The sequence below is a fragment of the Sulfitobacter sp. 1A15299 genome, from assembly GCF_043556915.1.
In the GTDB taxonomy this organism is placed as follows: domain Bacteria; phylum Pseudomonadota; class Alphaproteobacteria; order Rhodobacterales; family Rhodobacteraceae; genus Sulfitobacter.
Genome location: NZ_JBIFFJ010000012.1, coordinates 41,903 through 60,258, shown reverse-complemented (window position 1 = coordinate 60,258; position 18,356 = coordinate 41,903). Strand labels below are relative to the sequence as shown.

Below are 18,356 nucleotides of genomic sequence, written 5' to 3'. Positions count from 1 at the left end.
TTGACCTGAAAATCGGAAAATCCGCGAAGTCTTTAGCAGGGCCAAGCCGGGGTGTTGCTGGCAAAGGCCGGATGGCGGATTTCGCTGCCTTCGGTGATCCCAAGGCGTTTCGACAGGCCGCCGTTGATCTCCAGCACCGACAGCAAATCGTCGCCGCCCGGGATCGGTGTTTCGTCCAGCGGTTTGGCGGAGTGATGGATCTTTTGAACCACTCCCCTTTCGTCGATGAACAGCAGATCCAGCGGGATCAACGTGTTGCGCATCCAGAAATTCAGCGGCTGGGGTCTTTCGTAGATAAAGAGCATGCCCGCGCTCAATGGTAGTGAACGGCGGTGCATCAGCCCCTTGGCGCGTTCCGCCGTGTCATCGGCCACTTCGACAGAGAACCGGGCCTTGCCCCACGCCCCGCGAAGCGTCACGGAATCCGCCCGGCAAACCTCGGCCACCGCCGCGCCGGTCAGCAGCAAGCCAGCCAGTGCCGCCCCTGCCATATGCCTTGCCAGTCGCCCGACCTTCAGCCGTCTATCACCGCGTCCCATGAGCTTACCTCCGCCGCCAGATGGCCCCGATCGCCAACAATCACACGCATGGCAAGTGCTTCGCCCGGTTGCAAATCACAAAGTCCGGATTGGCGCAGCACGTCGATATGCAGAAACACATCTTCCGCGCAGCCAAAGACATTTGCAAACCCGAATCCCTTGGCCTTGTCGAACCATTTCACGCGGGCGGGCTCAAATTGGGCCGAGGCCAGTTGCTCGGGATCGAAACCGGCGAATTCCACCACGGCGGCGGGCAGTTCACTGGGCGGCTCGACAGAGAGCACCTCGACCGCCTGCGCACCGCGCTCGGTCTGTTGCACCCGCACCGCCACCCGCGCCCCATCCGCGACAGAGCTTTGGCCGAAATTGCGCAGGACATTGACGTGCAGCAGGATGTCCGCCCCGCCCGCATCCGCGACCACAAAGCCGAAGCCCTTGACCGGATCGAACCATTTGACCACCCCTTCGAGAGGGTCGTCTATCGCTGCTGTTTCCGATTGGGTCTCTGACACATCTTTCATCGGGTATCGCGCCGTCAGATCAAGGGTTGAGCCGGGTCACGGCCCAGGGTGCCGCGACATCTGCGCGCCGCCACTGGAAACGGTCGTGCAAGCGAAACTCGCCATCGGCCCAGAATTCAATTTCCAGCGGGGTGATCCGGTAGCCGCCCCAGAACGGCGGACGCTCAGGGTTCACCCCCTTCTGCGCCGTCACCTTGGCCACCTCGGCCATCAGCGCAGCGCGGCCCGAAAGCGGCTGCGACTGGCGCGAGGCCCAAGCCCCCAGACGGCTTTTAAGCGAGCGCGAGGCGTAATAGGCATCGGCCTGCGGCCCGTCCTCCCGGCTGATCAACCCGCGCACCCGCAGTTGGCGGCACAGCGATTTCCAATGCATGACAAAAGCCGCCTTGCCCGCGCGGTCCAGTTCCTGCGCCTTCTGGCTTTCGTAATTGGTATAAAAGACAAAAGCCTCTGGCTCGATCTCTTTCAGCAGCACCATGCGGGCGTTGGGCAGCCCTTGCGAATCTACCGTGCTGAGCGCGATGGCGTTAGGATCGTTAAGCTCGGTCGCCTCTGCTTCGGAAAGCCAACGCTGCGCAATTGCAAAGGGATTATCCCCTGCAAAAATACCAGTCCGCGTTTCCATTCGGCATCTCCTTCAGAGTGCTTTGCCTGTCACCGGTTCTACGCCGGGGTCCGATCTCTTCGGTATGGCATTTGTTAACAACCGGCAACTCAAAGGACAACCTCACCCGATTTCCGACAGTTAGCCGCCGATCTAATGCCAGATCCCGAGGGGTAAGGCGCCAGTGCAGTCTTGATGGTAGCGCTGCAATCGCCTAGACCAAGACAACCTCAACGGAACATAGACAAGAACATAGACAAGGCAGCGGAATGGGAAACGAACTGATGCAGGGCAAGCGCGGGCTCATCATGGGGCTGGCGAATGACAAATCCATCGCATGGGGCGTGGCCAAAGCACTGGCCGACGCGGGGGCGGAGCTTGCTTTTTCCTACCAAGGCGAAGCGCTGAAGAAACGCGTAGGCCCGTTGGCCGAGCAGCTTGGCAGCGATATCGTCCTGCCCTGCGATGTGGGCGATGAGGCATCCATTGACGCACTCTTTGAGAGCCTGAAAGAGCGTTGGGGTGAGCTCGATTTCATCGTTCACGCCATCGGCTTTTCCGACAAGGGCGAGCTGCGCGGGCGCTATGTCGACACCAGCCGCGGCAATTTCGCCATGTCGATGGACATCTCGGTCTATTCCTTCACCGCAGTGATGCAACGCGCGGAGAAGATGATGTCGCCCGGCGCCAGCGCGCTGACGCTGACCTACTACGGCGCCGAGAAGGTGATGCCGCATTACAACGTCATGGGTGTGGCCAAGGCCGCACTTGAGGCGAGCGTAAAATACCTCGCCGAAGACCTTGGCAAGGACGGCATCCGCGTCAACGCGATCTCCGCCGGGCCGATCAAGACGCTGGCGGCCTCGGGCATCGGCGACTTCCGCTACATCATGAAATGGAACGAGTATAACTCGCCCCTGCGCCGCAACGTGACCACCGAGGACGTGGGCAAGGCCGCGCTGTTTTTGCTGTCGGATCTGGGCAGCGGCACCACGGGCGAGAACCTGCATGTGGACGCGGGCTATCACGTCGTCGGCATGAAGGCGGTTGACGCGCCCGACATGTCCAAGGAATAAGCCGCCCAAATGAATTCGCGCGGGTGCCCGCGCCAGCTGCTGCAAAGGACCACCATGACCAAATCCAAGGATGCCTCGCGCCTGCCCCATGAAAAGGGCTTCCACATCTCCTGGGATCAGATCCACCGTGACAGCCGCGCGCTTGCCTGGCGGCTCGATGGTCTGGGCCCCGACGACGGCGCCTGGCGTGCGGTGGTGGCGATCACCCGCGGTGGCATGGCGCCTGCGATGATCGTCGCGCGCGAGCTCGACATCCGCACCGTCGACACGATCTCGGTCATGTCCTACCACTCGGGCGGCGGCGCCGCCGACCAGCGCCGCGAGGCGAAGGTGCTGAAATCCCCCGATGCCGAGATGATGGGCGACGGCACCGGCATCCTGATCGTCGACGACCTCGTCGACAGCGGCAAGACCATCGAACTGGTGCGCGAGCTTTACCCGCAGGCGCATTTCGCCACCGTCTATGCCAAGCCCGAGGGCGAGCCGCAGGTCGATACCTTCATCACCGGCGTGAGCCAGGACACATGGATTTTCTTCCCCTGGGACATGGCCCTGCAATATGTCGAACCTTACCGCGGCAAGGACTGACCGGCCCCGCGCCACCTGCCCTGCCCCTATCTGACCGGATATACCCATGACGCTTCCGCGCACCGCCACCACGTTCTTCCCCCCGGTGATGGAGGCGCGGCGCTGGCTCGACGGCGTCGACTTCGCGCCCGACCGCCCGCTGATCAACGTGAGCCAGGCCGCGCCGGTCGATCCGCCCCCCGAGGGGCTGCGCCGGGCGATGGCCGAGGTCACGCTGAACAATTACGAGGCCCATCTCTATGGGCCGGTGCTGGGCCTGCCGGAGTTGCGCGCCGAACTGGCGCGACAGACGGCCGAGAAATACGCGGGCGTGGTGACCGACGAACAGGTCTGCATCACCTCCGGCTGCAATCAGGCCTTCGCCGCCGCCATCGCCACGCTCTGCGGCGAGGGTGACGAGGTCATCATCCCGACGCCGTGGTACTTCAATCACAAGATGTGGCTCGACATGAGCGGCGTCAAAGCGGTGCCGCTGCCGGTCGAGGCCGATATGTTGCCCGACCCCGAGAAAGCCGCCGCTTCCATCACCCCGCGCACCCGGGCCATCGCGCTGGTCACGCCCAACAACCCCGGTGGGGTGGAATATTCAGCCGCCCTCGTACAGGAATTCTTCGAGCTTGCCCGCCGCCACGGTATCGCGCTGATCCTTGACGAGACCTACCGCGATTTTCACAGCCGCCCCGGCCCGCCACACGCGCTGTTCCGCGATCCCGATTGGCATGACACGCTCATCCACCTCTATTCCTTTTCCAAGGCCTACCGCCTCACCGGCCACCGCGTCGGGGCGCTGATTGCCAGCCGCGCACGGCTCGCCGAGGTCGAGAAGTTCCTCGACACCGTCGCCATCTGCCCCGCGCAGATCGGCCAGCACGGCGCGCTCTGGGGGATGCAGAACCTCAGCGCATGGTTGGCCGAAGAGCGCGAGGAAATCCTGTCGCGCCGCGCCGCCATCGCCGACCTGATGCCCAAGCTCGAACCCCTGGGCTGGGAGCTTCTGGGGTTGGGCGGCTATTTCGCCTATATGCGCCATCCCTTCGAGGTCTCCTCGGCCGATCTGGCGCGCGATCTGGTACGCGATGCGGGTGTGCTTTGCCTGCCCGGCACGATGTTCCAACCTGAGGGCGACGCGCGCGGTGAAAGCCAGCTGCGCATCGCCTTTGCCAACCTCGACGCCGCCGGTCTGAAGGTGCTTTTCGACAGGCTTGCAGCCCTGCCACGCAACGCATAGACAGGTCCGAAATTAACGAGGGACCGTGTCATGGCCAAAAAGGGCTTCAGCTTTTCGAAAACCGCCGTCTGGGCCTTGATGGCCCTTCTCATCCTGGGTCTGGGCGGCTTTGGCGCGATCAATCTCAGCGGCAATCTGCGCAGCATCGGCACGGTGGGCGACAAGTCGATCTCGGTCGATCATTACGCCCGCCAATTGCAGCAGGAGATCCGCGCGATCGAAGCGCAGACGGGTGAGAGCCTGCCCTTTGCCCGCGCCCAAGAGATGGGGCTGGACCGCGCCGTGCTGCAACGGATCGTGCGCAACCGAGCGCTGGATCACGAAGCCGACCAGATGGGCATCTCCATCGGGGACGCCACCCTGCGCGATGAGATCGTGGCGATCTCGGCCTTCCAAGGGATCGACGGTAACTTTGACCGCGAAGGCTATCGCTTTGCCCTCCAGCAAAGCGGGATGAGCGAGGCCGAGTTCGAGCGCTCAATCCGCGAAGAAGCCGCGCGTGGTCTGTTGCAACGCGCCATTCTGGGCGGCGTCTCCATGCCCGACACCTATGCCCGCACTCTGGTCGACTATGTCGCCGAAGAGCGCAGCTTCACTTGGGCCCGGCTGAGCGAGGATGACCTCGACGCGCCCCTGCCCGCCCCCAGCGAAGACGAATTGCGCGCCTATTACGACGCCAACACCGATGATTTCATGTTGCCCGCCAGCAAAAGCATCACCTACGCATGGCTCGCGCCCGAAGACCTGCTGGACGAAGTCGAAGTGCCCGAAGAAGAACTGCGCGCCGAATATGACGCCCGCAGCGACGAATACGACCAGCCCGAGCGGCGTTTGGTCGAACGTCTGGTCTTTGCCGATCAGGAGGCCGCAGACCGCGCCGCCGCAGCGCTTGAGGTCGACGGCACAACTTTCGAAGCGCTGGTTGAAGAGCGCGGCTTGGCCTTGGCGGATGTCGATCTGGGCGATGTTGCGAAATCCGACCTCGATGCCGCAGGCGATGCCGTCTTTGCCGCCGAAAGCGGTGACATCGTAGGTCCGCTGCCCAGCACGCTTGGGCCGGCCCTGTTTCGCGTGAACGCCATCCTCCCCGCGCAGCATGTGCCGTTCGAAGAGGCCCGTGACCTGCTGGAAGAGACCCTCGCCATCTCTCGCGCCACCCGCGCCGTCGAAGCCCGCGCGCAAGAGATTGACGACCAGCTTGCCGGGGGGGCCACGCTCGAAGATTTGGCCGAAGAGACCAAAATGCGCCTCGGCACCATCGACTGGACCCAAGACAGCAGCGAGGGCATCGCCGCCTATGGTGCCTTCCGCGAGGCCGCAGCGGGGCTGAGCGCGAATGACTTCCCGCAGATCGACCAGCTGGAAGACGGCGGCATCTTTGCCATGCGTCTGGATGAAACCAAGGACGCGCGCCCCGAACCTTTCGAAGCGGCGCGCGACGCGGTCGAGGCCGCATGGCGCGACGCCCAGATCGTCGAGGCGCTGACCGAGAAGGCCGAGAGCCTGACCGAGACGCTGGCCGACGAAGGAGGGTTCGAGACCGCCGGTCTCACGCCGCAGCTTGGCGAAGGCATGACCCGCAGCTCCTATGTAGACGGCACGCCGGACGACTTCATGGATCAGGTCTTTGACCTCGCCGAAGGCGGTGTGGCCGTTCTGCCCGCAGGCGATAGCGTCGTGGTTCTGCGCCTTGATGCCGTGACACCGGCGGGCGAAGACGAGCAGACCCAAGCGCTGATGGACCGCCTGTCGCAGCAGTTGGATCAGGCGCTGGCCCAAGGTCTTTTCGATATCTACAGCAATGCCGTCATGCGCGACGCCGATCCCCAGATCGACCAGCGCGCGATCAATGCCGTGCATGTGAACTTTCCCTGATAGGCAAATTTGATGGCCCTGACCCCGGATTTCGATAGTTTCGCCCGCGCCTATGAGGCGGGCGAAAACCAGATCGTCTACACCCGCCTTGCTGCCGATCTCGACACGCCCGTGTCCTTGATGCTGAAACTCACCGGCGCGGCGGAGAATGCCTTTGTGCTTGAATCCGTCACCGGCGGGGATGTGCGCGGGCGGTATTCGATCATCGGCATGAAGCCCGACTTGATCTGGCGCTGCCGGGGCGAGACCTCTGCGCTCAACCGTGCGGCGCGCTATGATGCCGACGCCTTCGAGGATATGCCCGGTGATCCGCTGGACCGTCTGCGCGACGTGATCGCGGAATCGCGGATCACCCTGCCCGACGATCTGCCGCAAGCCGCCGCCGGCCTTTTCGGCTACCTCGGCTATGACATGATCCGGCTGGTCGAACATCTGCCCAATGTGAACCCCGACCCTCTGGGCCTGCCCGACGCCGTGATGGTGCGCCCTTCGGTCGTCGCTGTGCTCGACGGGGTGAAAGGCGAGGTGACCATCGTCTCCCCCGCTTGGGTCTCCGAGGGCCAAACCGCCCGCGCGGCCTATGCCCAAGCCGCCGAGCGGGTGATGGACGCCGTGCGCGATCTGGAACGCGCCATGCCGCAGACCTCCCGCGATTTGGGAGAGGCGGAAGACGCGCCGGAACCGGTCAGCAATTTCACCCGCGAGGGCTATAAATCCGCCGTGGAAAAGGCGCGCGACTATATCAAGGCGGGCGATATCTTTCAGGTGGTGCCAAGCCAGCGGTGGGCCCAAGGGTTCACCCAACCGCCCTTCGCGCTCTACCGCAGCCTGCGGCGCACCAATCCCTCGCCCTTCATGTTCTACTTCAACTTCGGCGGCTTCCATGTGGTGGGCGCCAGCCCCGAGATCCTCGTCCGGGTCTTCGGCAACGAAGTGACCATCCGCCCCATCGCAGGCACCCGCAAGCGCGGCGCCACCCCGGAAGAGGACCGCGCGTTGGAAGCCGATTTGCTCAGCGACCCCAAGGAATTGGCCGAGCACCTGATGCTGCTCGATCTCGGCCGCAACGACGTGGGCCGGGTCGCCAAGATTGGCAGCGTGCGCCCGACGGAGGAGTTCATCGTCGAGCGTTACAGCCACGTCATGCACATCGTCTCCAATGTGGTGGGCGAGTTGAAAGAGGGTAAAGACGCGCTCGATGCCTTCTTTGCCGGGATGCCCGCGGGCACCGTCTCGGGCGCGCCAAAAGTCCGCGCGATGGAAATCATCGACGAGTTGGAGCCCGAGAAACGCGGCGTCTATGGCGGCGGCGTGGGCTATTTCAGCGCGGGCGGCGACATGGACATGTGCATCGCCCTGCGCACCGCCGTGGTGAAGGACGAAACGCTCTACATCCAAGCAGGCGGCGGCGTGGTCTATGACAGCGACCCCGAAGCCGAGTTCATGGAGACGGTTCACAAATCCGGCGCGATCCGCCGCGCGGCTGCGGATGCGTCGCGTTTCGGCGGCAAGGGCAACGGCTGACCATGGCCCCCCGCGCGCCCTTCCAGATCGCGGGCCATTCCGTCGCCCCCGGCAGCAGCCTTGCCGTCGATCTGCCCGTCTCGATCCTGCCGGATCACACGCCGGTGCATCTGTCGCTGGAAATCTTCCACGGCAAACGGCCCGGGCCGACGATGTTCGTCTCGGCGGCGGTCCATGGCGATGAGGTGATTGGCGTTGAGATCACGCGCCGCTTGCTGCGCGCCCCCCACCTCAGCGCCCTGCGCGGGACGCTGATCGTGGTGCCGGTGGTCAATTCCTTCGGTTTCCTCAACCGCTCGCGCTACCTGCCTGACCGGCGCGATCTGAACCGCTGTTTCCCTGGCTCGCCTACCGGCAGCCTCGGCGCGCGGCTCGCGCATATCTTTCTGCAGGAGGTGGTGCTGCGCTGCGACTTCGGCATTGATCTGCATTCGGCGGCGATCCACCGCACCAACCTGCCGCAGGTGCGCGTCTCTCCGGCGGATAAGGTGACCCAGAAAATGGCGCTGGATTTCGGCGCGCCGGTGGTGCTGACCTCCCCGTTGCGCGACGGGTCGCTGCGCGCGGTCGCCGCGAAACAAGGCACGCCGATCCTGCTGTATGAGGCGGGCGAAGGGCTCCGCTTTGACGAGATGGCCGTGCGGGCGGGTCTGGCGGGCATCCTGCGGGTGATGCGCGGCCAAGACATGCTGCCTGCCAAGGGCATCGCCCGCGCCCGCAGCGCGCCCTATATCTGCACCGCTTCCCATTGGCTGCGCGCCCCGGCAGGCGGGCTGTTGCGCACCTTCCGGGCTGAGGGGGAAACCGTCGCCGCAGGCGATCTTCTGGCCATCGTCTCGGACCCTTTCGGCAAGGAGGAGGCCGAGCTTCTGGCCGATGCGCCCGGCATCCTCATCGGGCGGGCGATGCTGCCCATCGTCAACGAAGGCGATGCGATCTTTCATCTTGCCAAACTCAGCCCCCGCGCGGCGGAGGCCACGGTGGACGAACTTGCCAGTCAGTTGGAAGAAGACCCGCTCTTCGACGAAGACGAGATCATCTAGCGCCAAAGCGCGCTTTGCGCGGGGTCACTCCTCGCGCAGCAGCACCGCCGAGATCGGGACCAAAGCCACATCGCTCGCGCGGTCCTGCAAGCCCCAGAGCAACAGGGCGGAGACGGTATCGGGGCGCAGGCGGCCCAGCATGATCACCGCGCCCTCCTGCCCTGCTTTGAAGGCCGCTTGATCCAGAAAACGCCGGATCACCCGCGCCGACTGGTCCTTGCTGTCGAAATCGCGAAACACCGGATCGGCGGGCACACCTGCCTTGCGCGCCAGCTTGGGCATGGTGTTCAGCCCCTTGTCCTGCGTGATCAGCCCGTGGCCGGATTGGGCGAGGATATCGGTCACCTGATCGGCCAGCGCGCGGCTGCCCTGAAAGCCGCTTTCGGTGCCTTCCAACACCCCTACCACCGGGCCGATCTGGTCGAGCGTGGCGGCGAATGTGGTCTCGGCGTCGCGGGGCTGCGCGCCCTGCGGCAGGTCAACCATGGCCAAAACCTCGAACCCGGCCTCGCGGTAGGTTGCCACCCGCGCGGCGGCGTCCGGCAGGGTGCTGTCGACGGCGAAACTCAACGGGTAGGGAAAGCTGCGCAACGCGGCCAACCCGGCGCTGCCTGCGGTGACCGAGGTGCCATCGTCAATCAGCACCACGCTCATCAGCGGCTTGCCCTCGGGCAGGTCAACGGCGCGGCTGTTGACCACCACAGGGCGCGGGTCTTCATTCACGATTTCGTCAGCTTCAGCGGGCTCTGCCGCCACCTCTGCGCCGGGGCGGTTGATCACGACGCCCGTGGCCCGATCGGACAGGCTGGTCGCAGGTGTGCCGATGGCCGGGCGGCTGTCGGTTTCTGTTTCAGCAGGCGCTGGAGTGGTTTCGGCAACTTCCGCCTCTTCCCGCGGCGCGGGGCTCTCCGCTTCCGTGGCCTCCGGTTCAGGGGCCGGGGATGCCAGGTCAGCTTCAGCGGCCTCCGCCTCAGCGCGAGGCAGGTCTTCAAGCGCACCGGCTTCAGCCTCCGGCTCTTCGATCACGACCTCCTCCGCTGGCAGGGTGATCGCCTCCTCCTCGTCGACCTCCGGTGCGGCCATGCCCTCAGGCGCGTCAAAGGCTCCTTCGATATTCGCCACATCCGGCGCGGGCGGCTGCGCGGGTTCGGTGCTGATCGAAAGCTCATCCGCCGCAGGCGGGGCATCCGGCGCTGCGGCCTGCGGATTGGGCAGCACAGGCTCTTCCGCGCCGGGCGACATCGGCGTCTGCCCTTCGGGAGCCGCGGGGGTGCTGAGCCCCTCGGCACCCCCGGTCTCCGGCAGGCTGGCCGAGGTTTGTGTGTCGGGGTCGAGCGCGGCAAGGCTGTCTTGCTGCGGCACATCGGCGCGCGGCGCGGGGGCATTCAACACCGGCGCGCTATCGCGGCTGCGCGCCCGCTCGCCTGCGTCCGTCACATTGATCCGCGCCGGGGCGGGGCCGGATCCGGGCGCATCGCCCACCTGCGGCGGCAGCGGCAAAGGCATCATCAGCGACACCGCACCGGCCACACCGATGCTTGCCACACCGCCCCAAATTAGCCCGCTCAGAACTCCGCGTGCCATCTGCGCTACTCCTGCTGTCTGCGCCATGGCCAGAAAGCCCGGCGTTCCCCTCAATTGGCTTGCCCCAAACTCTTGACGATGGGGTTCAAGCCTGAACATGTATGCGAAAACCTATACCGCGCTCCGGCGCGGTTTCTCCAGTCCTAATACAAAGAAATGCCTGCCTGTGCTGCTGCTCATCGATAACTACGACAGCTTTACCTATAACTTGGTCCACTATCTGGGCAGCCTCGGGGCGGATGTGCAGGTGCACCGCAACGATGCGCTCAGCGTGGGCGAAGCGATGGCGATGAACCCCGCCGGTATCCTGCTGTCTCCCGGCCCTTGTGACCCCGACCAAGCGGGAATTTGCCTAGAGCTGACCCATGCCGCCGCCGCCGCGCGCGTGCCGCTTCTGGGGGTCTGCCTTGGCCATCAGACGCTGGGCCAAGCCTTCGGCGGTAAGGTCGTGCGCGCGGATGATATCGTGCATGGCAAATTGGGGCAGATGCAGCACGACGGGCGCGGGGTTTTCGCGGGGCTGCCCTCGCCCTTCGGGGCCACGCGCTATCACTCGCTGGTGGTCGAACGCGCGAGCCTGCCCGATTGCCTTGAGATCACCGCAGCGCTTGAGGACGGCACGATCATGGGGCTGCAACACCGCGAGTTGCCGCTACACGGCGTGCAATTCCACCCGGAATCGATCCGGTCCGAGCATGGCCACGCCCTGCTGCAAAACTTTTTGAACGAGATGAAGGTCCCGGCATGAGTAGCGCGCTGAAACCCCTGCTCGATGCCGCCGCAAACGGGCCGCTGTCCTCAGATCAGGCCATTGAGGCCTTTGAAATTCTGTTCGAGGGCGAAGCGACCCCCAGCCAGATCGGCGGCTTCCTCATGGCGCTGCGCACGCGCGGCGAAACGGTCACCGAATATGCCGCCGCGGCACAGGTCATGCGCAGCAAATGCAACCCTGTCCATGCGCCCGAAGGCGCGATCGACATCGTCGGCACCGGCGGTGACGGCAAGGGCACGCTGAACATCTCGACCGCCGCCGCCTTCGTGGCTGCAGGCGCGGGCGCTGTCGTGGCGAAACATGGCAACCGCAACCTCAGCTCGAAATCGGGTGCCTCCGACGCGCTGTCGCAATTGGGGATCAACGTCATGGTCGGCCCTGCGGTGGTCGAGCGTGAATTGGCCGAAGCCGGCATCGGTTTCATGATGGCGCCAATGCATCACCCCGCCGTCGCCCATGTCATGCCGACCCGGTCCGAACTTGGCACCCGCACGATCTTTAACATCCTTGGCCCGCTGACCAATCCGGCAGGGGTCAAACGGCAGCTGACCGGCGCCTATACGCGCCAGCTGATCGAACCGATGGCGCTGACGCTGAAACAACTTGGTTCGGAAAAAGCATGGCTCGTGCACGGCTCGGACGGCACGGATGAGTTGACCATCACCGGTGTCAGCTGGGTCGCAGCACTGGAAGACGGTGTTGTCAACCTGCGCGAATTGCACCCCGAGGATGCGGGCCTGCCGGTCCATCCGTTCGAGGCAATCGCAGGGGGCGAGCCTGCCGAAAACACCAAACATTTCAAAGCGCTCCTCGATGGGGTTCCATCGGGGTACCGCGATGCGGTGCTGCTGAACGCGGCCTCCGCCTTGGTGGTGGCCGATGTGGCGCCCGATCTGAAAACCGGTGTCGAGATGGCCCGCGAAAGCATCGACAGCGGCGCGGCCCGTGACCGGATCGAAAAGGTGGCGCGGATTAGCCAGTCGGCATGACGCCACCCAGCCTCACTGCCCTTGGCGCATGGGCCGAGCTGCCCTTTTTCGCCGAGGATTGGCCGCGTATCGCCGAGCAACTTGCTGCGGAAACGAGGCTGATCCTACCGCCCGGCCCGCAGATATTTGCCGCCCTTGAGCATGTGCAACCCTCGGCTGTGGAGGTTGTGATCCTTGGCCAAGACCCCTATCCGACACCCGGCCACGCCCATGGCTATGCCTTCTCGGCCGAGCCGGATGTGCGCCCCACTCCCCGATCTCTTGGCAATATCTTCAAGGAGTTAGACGCCGATCTTGGTGCATCACCTCAAGACCCAGACCTGCGGTTCTGGGCCGATCAAGGGGTTCTGTTGCTCAACAACGTGCTGACCGTTCCGGCGGGTTGTGCGAATGGCCATGCGCGGCTCGGATGGCAAAGATTGACCGCTCAGGTGCTCGCCCGGCTGTCTGATCGCCCCCGCGCCTACCTGCTTTGGGGGGCGCATGCGCAAAAGGCGGCGGCAGAGGTCGATCCGGCGCGCAACCTCAAGATAGAGACGCCGCACCCTTCACCCCTATCTGCAAGGCGCGGCTTCTTCGGCTCACGCCCCTTCAGCCGCGTGAATGACTGGTTGCAGGGCCAAGGCAAGCCCGGCATACATTGGACAAAGCCGTGAGGATGCCATGACCGCCACAATTCTTGAAAAAATCAAAGCCTATAAGCTGGACGAAATTGCCGCTGCCAAGGCCGAAAAAACGCAGGCCGAAGTTGAGGCCGCAGCCCGCGCCGCCCCACCGGTCCGCCCCTTCGCTCAGAGCTTGCACAAGGCCTCCCGCGAAGGCTATGGCCTAATCGCCGAGATCAAAAAGGCAAGCCCTTCCAAGGGTTTGATCCGCGAGGATTTTGAGCCTGCCGCCCTCGCCCGCGCCTATGCCGCAGGTGGCGCGACCTGCCTGTCGGTGCTTACCGACACCCCGAGTTTTCAGGGCGCGAAGGAGTTCTTGGTCGAAGCGCGCGCCGAATGCGATCTTCCGGTACTCCGCAAGGATTTCCTCTACGACCCCTATCAGGTCGCCGAAGCGCGCAGCCTTGGTGCCGACTGCATCCTGATCATCATGGCCTCCGTCTCTGACGCGCAGGCCGCGGAACTTGAACAAGCCGCAGATGAATGGGGCATGGACGCGCTGATCGAGGTTCATGACGCTGAGGAACTGGCCCGGGCCGAAAAGCTCAACAGCCGCATGATCGGCATTAATAACCGCAATCTCAATACTTTCGAGACCTCTCTTGATGTGACACGTCACCTGTCCGAGGCCGTCCCCCACGACCGTATGCTGGTCTGTGAATCCGGCCTCTATACCCCCACGGATCTTGCCGATATGGCGGTCTACGGCGCGCGCTGCTTCCTTATCGGCGAAAGCCTGATGCGGCAGGAAGATGTCGAACAGGCCACCCGCGATCTGCTGGCAAACCCGCTCGTTCCCGGAGGGATGTAATGGCGCTCACCCATTTCGACGCCGAGGGCGACGCCCATATGGTCGATGTTTCGGAGAAAGCCGTGACTTCACGCGTTGCCAAGGCCGAAAGCTACATCAAGATGGCACCGGAAACGCTTGATATCATTACTGAAGGTCGTGCCAAGAAGGGCGACGTCTTGGGGGTCGCGAGGCTCGCCGGGATCATGGCGGCCAAACGCACGGCGGACCTGATCCCGCTTTGCCATCCTTTGCCGATCACCAAGGTTAGCGTCGATCTGACCCCCGATCCCGCCCTGCCCGGCATCCGCATTCTCGCCACCGTCAAAACCACCGGCCAAACCGGGGTTGAGATGGAGGCCCTTACTGCGGCCTCCGTCACCGCCCTTACCGTCTATGACATGGCCAAAGCCGTTGATAAGGCGATGGAGATTGGCGGCACGCGGGTCGTTCTAAAAGATGGCGGTAAATCAGGCCGTTACGAGGCGACATGATCAGCGTCGAAGCGGCTTTGGAAGCCGTCCTGAACCTCGTTGCCCCTCTGGAAACCGAAGAAGTCGGCTTGCGGGCCGCCCATGGCCGTATCTTGTCGCAGCCCGTGCGCGCGCAGCGCAGCCAACCGCCTTTCGCCGCTTCATCAATGGACGGCTATGCGCTGCGCCGTGCCGAGGTTGAACCCGATGCGATGTTCAAAGTCGTCGGTGAAGCGGCGGCGGGTCACGCCTACGCAGGCACGTTGCGGGCGGGACAGGCCGTGCGCATTTTCACCGGCGCGCCGGTGCCCGAAGGGGCTGATTTCGTGGTGATCCAAGAGGATGTGACCCGGCGCGGCGACCTTGTCACTCTCGGCCATCGTATTGACGATAAAGACAATATTCGTCCTGCTGGCGGAGACTTCACCGAAGGCGAAGAACTGAGCGCCCCGCGCATTCTGCGCCCCGCCGATGTCGCCCTGCTCGCCGCGATGAACGTGGCACGGGTGCCCGTCACCCGCAAACCTATCATCGCGATCCTCGCCACGGGGGATGAATTGGTGCAACCGGGTGAAAGCCCCGGCCCCGACCAGATCATCGCCTCCAACAGCTATGGCCTCGCCGCCATGTTCGATGACGCCGGCGCCGAAGTGCGCATGCTGCCCATCGCGCGGGACACGACAGCCTCGCTCAAACAGGCCTTCGCACTAGCCCGGGGTGCGGATTTGATCGTAACCATCGGCGGCGCCTCGGTGGGCGATCATGACCTTATCGCGCCGGTCGCGGCTGAGCTTGGCATGGAGCAGGCTTTTTACAAGGTCGCGATGCGCCCCGGCAAGCCGTTGATGGCAGGCAAGATCGGCAATTCCGCAATGATCGGATTGCCGGGAAACCCCGTTTCTGCAATGGTTTGCGGTGCGATCTTCGTGTTGCCGATGCTCCGGCGGATGCTTGGGCTGACCGAAGTCCATGCTGCCATGCGCGAAGCCCCCCTTGGACGCGAGATTGGCCCGAATGGGCCGCGCGCGCATTATATGCGCGCTCATCTCCGCGATGGCGCGCTCTATCCGGATGACCGGCAGGATTCGTCTCTTCTCTCCGTGCTGGCGCAGGCCGATGCGCTGATGATCCGCCCTCCTGGTGAACCGGCCCGTAAGGGGGGCGATTTGCAAAGGTACATCTTGATTTAGAGCCAACCCACGGTTGACACAAAACAAGAACATCCCTAGAACAAAAGCAATAAAAGCTTCAGGGGCCGCGCGATGCTGACCAAAAAACAACTCGATCTGCTTTCTTTCATCCACCAACGCGTCCAGCGCGACGGCGTGCCGCCCAGCTTTGATGAAATGAAATTGGCACTCGACTTGCGGTCGAAATCCGGGATCCATCGGCTGATCACAGCATTGGAGGAGCGCGGTTTCATCCGGCGTCTTGCCCACCGTGCCCGTGCGATCGAAGTGGTCAAACTGCCCGAGAGCCTCGGCGGTGCGCCCGGTTTCGCCCCCCGCGTGATCGACGGGGACCGGCCCGACGCCCCGCCTCCGCCCTCGGCGCAACCGGTCACCGCGCATCACGCGTTCGATGTGCCGGTCATGGGCCGGATCGCTGCCGGTGTCCCGATCGAGGCGATCTCGCAAGTTTCCCATAGCGTCACGGTGCCCGGCGGGATGATCGCCGGTCAGGGGGAGCATTACGCCCTCGAGGTGCGCGGCGACTCGATGATCGAGGCGGGTATCAACGATGGCGATATCGTGGTGATCCGCGAAACCTCCGTCGCTGACAATGGCGATATCGTGGTGGCCTTGGTCGAGGATCAAGAGGCCACGCTGAAACGTTTCCGCAGACAGGGGTCTTCCGTGGCTCTGGAAGCCGCCAATGTTGCCTATGAAACGCGGGTGCTGCCCTCGGACAAGGTGAAGGTTCAGGGGCGTCTTGTCGGGTTGATCCGCACCTACTGACGCGGCGGGCGGCTGTTCCACAAGCGCGTCCCGGCGCGGTCTTTCGCGGTGGTGACTTGCCAACCGTTGGGCGATTTGTTGAGGGCGATCGCGCCGGTCTCGCGCAAGCGCTTGGAATCGTAGACCTGGCATGCCCAATTTCGGGCGGTCTGAATCTCGGCGGAGGCGATCACGATCTCCTCGGCTTGGCAGCCGCTGAAGGTGGCGACCGCCCGTTTTCCGGATAGATGGATGATACCTGCTCTTTGGTCCGCCCATCTTTGCGCGGCCACGGCCTGATCCGCGCCATCGCCGTCATTCTCCAACCAATTGCGCGCGACGAAACCCGCGGCTTTGTCTTTGCTGAGCGCCCTGCCCGCCGGGGTCATGACACCCACGAGCGTGCCCGTGTCGGCAACAAGCACGTCAGGGCGTGTGGTTCCTTGCCAGAGGGTGAAAGACAGCAAGATTGCGGGCAAGCCAAGCCAGCGCAGATGGCTTTGCCACAGGACGACCCAAAGAAACCCGAGCGACAGGAGCGGCAACACCCAGCCCCCCGGCCCCGGCACGAAGCTGCGCGCGCCGGGGAGATGCGCCACCACATCCGCGACCAATAGGATCCACTTAAGGCCCAGACCCATCATCCAAAGCGGTATCCCTTCACCGCCGAAGGGTGCAAGGATCGCCGCGAGCACGGCGGCGGGAATGACCAAGACCCCCATCAAGGGGACCGAGAGCAGGTTCGCCACCAATCCGTAATGCGCGATCGTGTTGAAATGCGCGGCGGATATGGGCGCGGTGGCAAGCCCCGCAACAGCCGAAGAGATCACCACCGCGGCAACGGGGCGGAGGCGTTTGGGAATGACCTCACCTTCGAAGTCGCGGATCCAGCCAAAAACGGCGACGAGCGCCGTGGTCGCGGCGAATGACATCTGAAACCCCGGTCCCATCAGCGCCTCAGGCCGTAGGGTCAGCACGATGATGCCCGCGATCGCGACGGCACGCAGAGAGATCGCCCGCCGCCCGATCATCAGGGCGCATAGTGCAACGGCGCACATGATATAGGCCCGCTCGGTCGCGACATTTCCGCCCGAGAGCGCGAGGTATCCGGTGGCGGCGATCAGGGCGGCCCCGGCGGCGATGCTTCGGCTGGGCCAACGGGTGGCGGTCACCGGATGTAACGCGAGACACAGGCGCGCCGCGCCGAAGACGACGCCGCTGAGCAACCCCATATGCAGGCCCGAGATTGCCAAAAGATGGGCCAGATTGCTGCTGCGCAGATCCTGCAAGGCGTCTTGCGAAATCGCGCTGCGGTCGCCAGTGGTGATGGCGGCAGCGAAACCTCCGATATCGCCGGGAAGATGGGCGCGCACCCGCGCGGAGGCGGCCATGCGCAGCCGGAACAGGAACAGCGCGATGCCTCCTCCCACAGGCTCCGCCATCCCCAAGAGCGGCACGCGGGTGTAGCCCACCGCGCCCAACTCGGCAAACCACGCATGGCGCTGAAAATCGAAACCGCCCGGCTCGACCGGGCCTGCGGGGGGCGACAGATGCGCCGTGGTCATCACCTGCATGCCGGGGCGCGGGGCAATTGCACCGGGGAGCGTCGAATGGAGTGAGACGCGAACCCGGGGCGGCGTGCGCGTGGGCGGCACCCGGTCCAACCGCACCTGATCGAGCGTCACGCGCGGCGCGTCGGATTGGCTACGGTCAAGCGCGACGACACGCCCCTCGACCGGGCCATAGTAGCGCCAGCCGAGAACCGGGGCCGCGACCGAATGCGCCCGAAACGCCGCCAGCAGCACTCCCAGCAGGACCAAAGCCGCGCCGACTGCAAAGGGGGCCGTCGCCTCGGGCAGCGCCCGCGCGACGACCGCCAGCGCGACCACGAGACATGCCACCGCAGCCAGCATCACCCCCGAAGGCTCCGCCCGCAGCGAAAAATACCAGCCGATCCCCAAGGCGAGGCAGACCGGCACCCAGCAAAACAGATGCCCGCGCTGGCGCAGCATCACGGTGCTAAACTGGTTCCAAAGGCCCATGCTTGCCCCCGCGGATCGCACTGGGTAGACAGGCGTCAAATCCTAGGACCGGGATGGTTACCAATTGGTAAACGCCGCTCCAAACACCATATCTCTGACCGAAAGG

General features: G+C 64.4%; 18 protein-coding genes. 13 read left to right on the top strand and 5 right to left on the bottom strand.

All coding sequences use genetic code 11. The annotated features are described in order from the left end of the window. Positions 1-32: 32 nt before the first annotated feature. Genes ACGYK7_RS12765 through pdxH form a run of 3 tightly spaced genes read right to left on the bottom strand, consistent with a single transcriptional unit; the run spans position 33 to position 1,685 of the window. Complete coding sequence (locus ACGYK7_RS12765) at positions 33-491, bottom strand: DUF192 domain-containing protein (protein ID WP_394402701.1); 459 nt, start codon at positions 489-491, stop codon at positions 33-35. A 23-nt stretch (positions 492-514) separates the two neighbouring features. Continuing rightward, on the bottom strand, positions 515-1,060 hold the full coding sequence (locus tag ACGYK7_RS12760; protein WP_394402669.1) for a cold shock domain-containing protein: 546 nt from the start codon (positions 1,058-1,060) through the stop codon (positions 515-517). 19 nt (positions 1,061-1,079) lie between these two features. Next, on the bottom strand, positions 1,080-1,685 hold the full coding sequence (pdxH, locus tag ACGYK7_RS12755) for a pyridoxamine 5'-phosphate oxidase (protein WP_394402667.1): 606 nt from the start codon (positions 1,683-1,685) through the stop codon (positions 1,080-1,082). 248 nt (positions 1,686-1,933) lie between these two features. Here pdxH and fabI point away from each other — a divergent pair, with 248 nt between their 5' ends. The 6 genes from fabI to ACGYK7_RS12725 are packed head-to-tail and all read left to right on the top strand — an operon-like array spanning position 1,934 to position 8,998. Further along, the gene (fabI, locus tag ACGYK7_RS12750) at positions 1,934-2,740 is read left to right on the top strand and encodes an enoyl-ACP reductase FabI (protein ID WP_067261594.1); all 807 of its coding nucleotides are present in this window, start codon (positions 1,934-1,936) and stop codon (positions 2,738-2,740) included. A gap of 54 nt (positions 2,741-2,794) precedes the next feature. Beyond that, the gene (gene gpt / locus ACGYK7_RS12745) at positions 2,795-3,328 is read left to right on the top strand and encodes a xanthine phosphoribosyltransferase (protein ID WP_067261592.1); all 534 of its coding nucleotides are present in this window, start codon (positions 2,795-2,797) and stop codon (positions 3,326-3,328) included. Between the two features lie 46 nt (positions 3,329-3,374). Continuing rightward, on the top strand, positions 3,375-4,556 hold the full coding sequence (locus ACGYK7_RS12740) for an aminotransferase (RefSeq protein WP_394402665.1): 1,182 nt from the start codon (positions 3,375-3,377) through the stop codon (positions 4,554-4,556). A 30-nt stretch (positions 4,557-4,586) separates the two neighbouring features. Continuing rightward, on the top strand, positions 4,587-6,431 hold the full coding sequence (locus ACGYK7_RS12735) for a peptidyl-prolyl cis-trans isomerase (RefSeq protein ID WP_394402664.1): 1,845 nt from the start codon (positions 4,587-4,589) through the stop codon (positions 6,429-6,431). A gap of 12 nt (positions 6,432-6,443) precedes the next feature. Further along, positions 6,444-7,955 carry an anthranilate synthase component I gene (trpE, locus tag ACGYK7_RS12730; RefSeq protein WP_394402663.1) on the top strand — a complete coding sequence of 504 codons (1,512 nt, stop codon included), beginning with the start codon at positions 6,444-6,446 and terminating at the stop codon, positions 7,953-7,955. Between the two features lie 2 nt (positions 7,956-7,957). Then, entirely contained in the window at positions 7,958-8,998 is a 1,041-nt protein-coding gene (locus tag ACGYK7_RS12725) for a succinylglutamate desuccinylase/aspartoacylase family protein (RefSeq protein WP_394402661.1), read from the top strand. A 24-nt stretch (positions 8,999-9,022) separates the two neighbouring features. Here ACGYK7_RS12725 and ACGYK7_RS12720 read toward each other — a convergent pair whose 3' ends face one another. Continuing rightward, on the bottom strand, positions 9,023-10,582 hold the full coding sequence (locus tag ACGYK7_RS12720; RefSeq protein WP_394402660.1) for a divergent polysaccharide deacetylase family protein: 1,560 nt from the start codon (positions 10,580-10,582) through the stop codon (positions 9,023-9,025). A gap of 166 nt (positions 10,583-10,748) precedes the next feature. Here ACGYK7_RS12720 and ACGYK7_RS12715 point away from each other — a divergent pair, with 166 nt between their 5' ends. The 7 genes from ACGYK7_RS12715 (at position 10,749) to lexA (ending at position 16,229) form a co-directional block, all read left to right on the top strand. Continuing rightward, a complete protein-coding gene (locus ACGYK7_RS12715) occupies positions 10,749-11,330 on the top strand; it encodes an anthranilate synthase component II (RefSeq protein ID WP_394402659.1) in 582 nt (193 codons plus the stop codon). Continuing rightward, positions 11,327-12,343: an anthranilate phosphoribosyltransferase gene (gene trpD / locus ACGYK7_RS12710; RefSeq protein WP_394402658.1), complete on the top strand. Its 1,017-nt coding sequence runs from the start codon at positions 11,327-11,329 to the stop codon at positions 12,341-12,343. Before ACGYK7_RS12715 ends, trpD begins: the two co-directional genes overlap by 4 nt. Further along, a complete protein-coding gene (locus ACGYK7_RS12705) occupies positions 12,340-12,999 on the top strand; it encodes a uracil-DNA glycosylase (RefSeq protein ID WP_394402656.1) in 660 nt (219 codons plus the stop codon). Before trpD ends, ACGYK7_RS12705 begins: the two co-directional genes overlap by 4 nt. A 7-nt stretch (positions 13,000-13,006) precedes the next feature. Beyond that, positions 13,007-13,819, top strand: coding sequence for an indole-3-glycerol phosphate synthase TrpC (gene trpC, locus ACGYK7_RS12700; protein WP_394402655.1), 813 nt, complete (start codon positions 13,007-13,009; stop codon positions 13,817-13,819). Continuing rightward, the gene (gene moaC / locus ACGYK7_RS12695; RefSeq protein ID WP_394402654.1) at positions 13,819-14,292 is read left to right on the top strand and encodes a cyclic pyranopterin monophosphate synthase MoaC; all 474 of its coding nucleotides are present in this window, start codon (positions 13,819-13,821) and stop codon (positions 14,290-14,292) included. Before trpC ends, moaC begins: the two co-directional genes overlap by 1 nt. Beyond that, positions 14,289-15,461, top strand: coding sequence for a gephyrin-like molybdotransferase Glp (glp, locus tag ACGYK7_RS12690; protein WP_394402652.1), 1,173 nt, complete (start codon positions 14,289-14,291; stop codon positions 15,459-15,461). The genes moaC and glp overlap by 4 nt, the downstream gene beginning before the upstream one ends. A gap of 72 nt (positions 15,462-15,533) precedes the next feature. Then, positions 15,534-16,229 (top strand): transcriptional repressor LexA, encoded by a 696-nt coding sequence (lexA, locus tag ACGYK7_RS12685; RefSeq protein ID WP_394402650.1) that lies wholly within the window; start codon positions 15,534-15,536, stop codon positions 16,227-16,229. Here the strand turns inward: lexA and ACGYK7_RS12680 are convergent. Continuing rightward, the gene (locus tag ACGYK7_RS12680; protein ID WP_394402648.1) at positions 16,223-18,250 is read right to left on the bottom strand and encodes a ComEC/Rec2 family competence protein; all 2,028 of its coding nucleotides are present in this window, start codon (positions 18,248-18,250) and stop codon (positions 16,223-16,225) included. The two genes, lexA and ACGYK7_RS12680, sit on opposite strands and share 7 nt — an antisense overlap. Positions 18,251-18,356 lie beyond the last annotated feature (106 nt).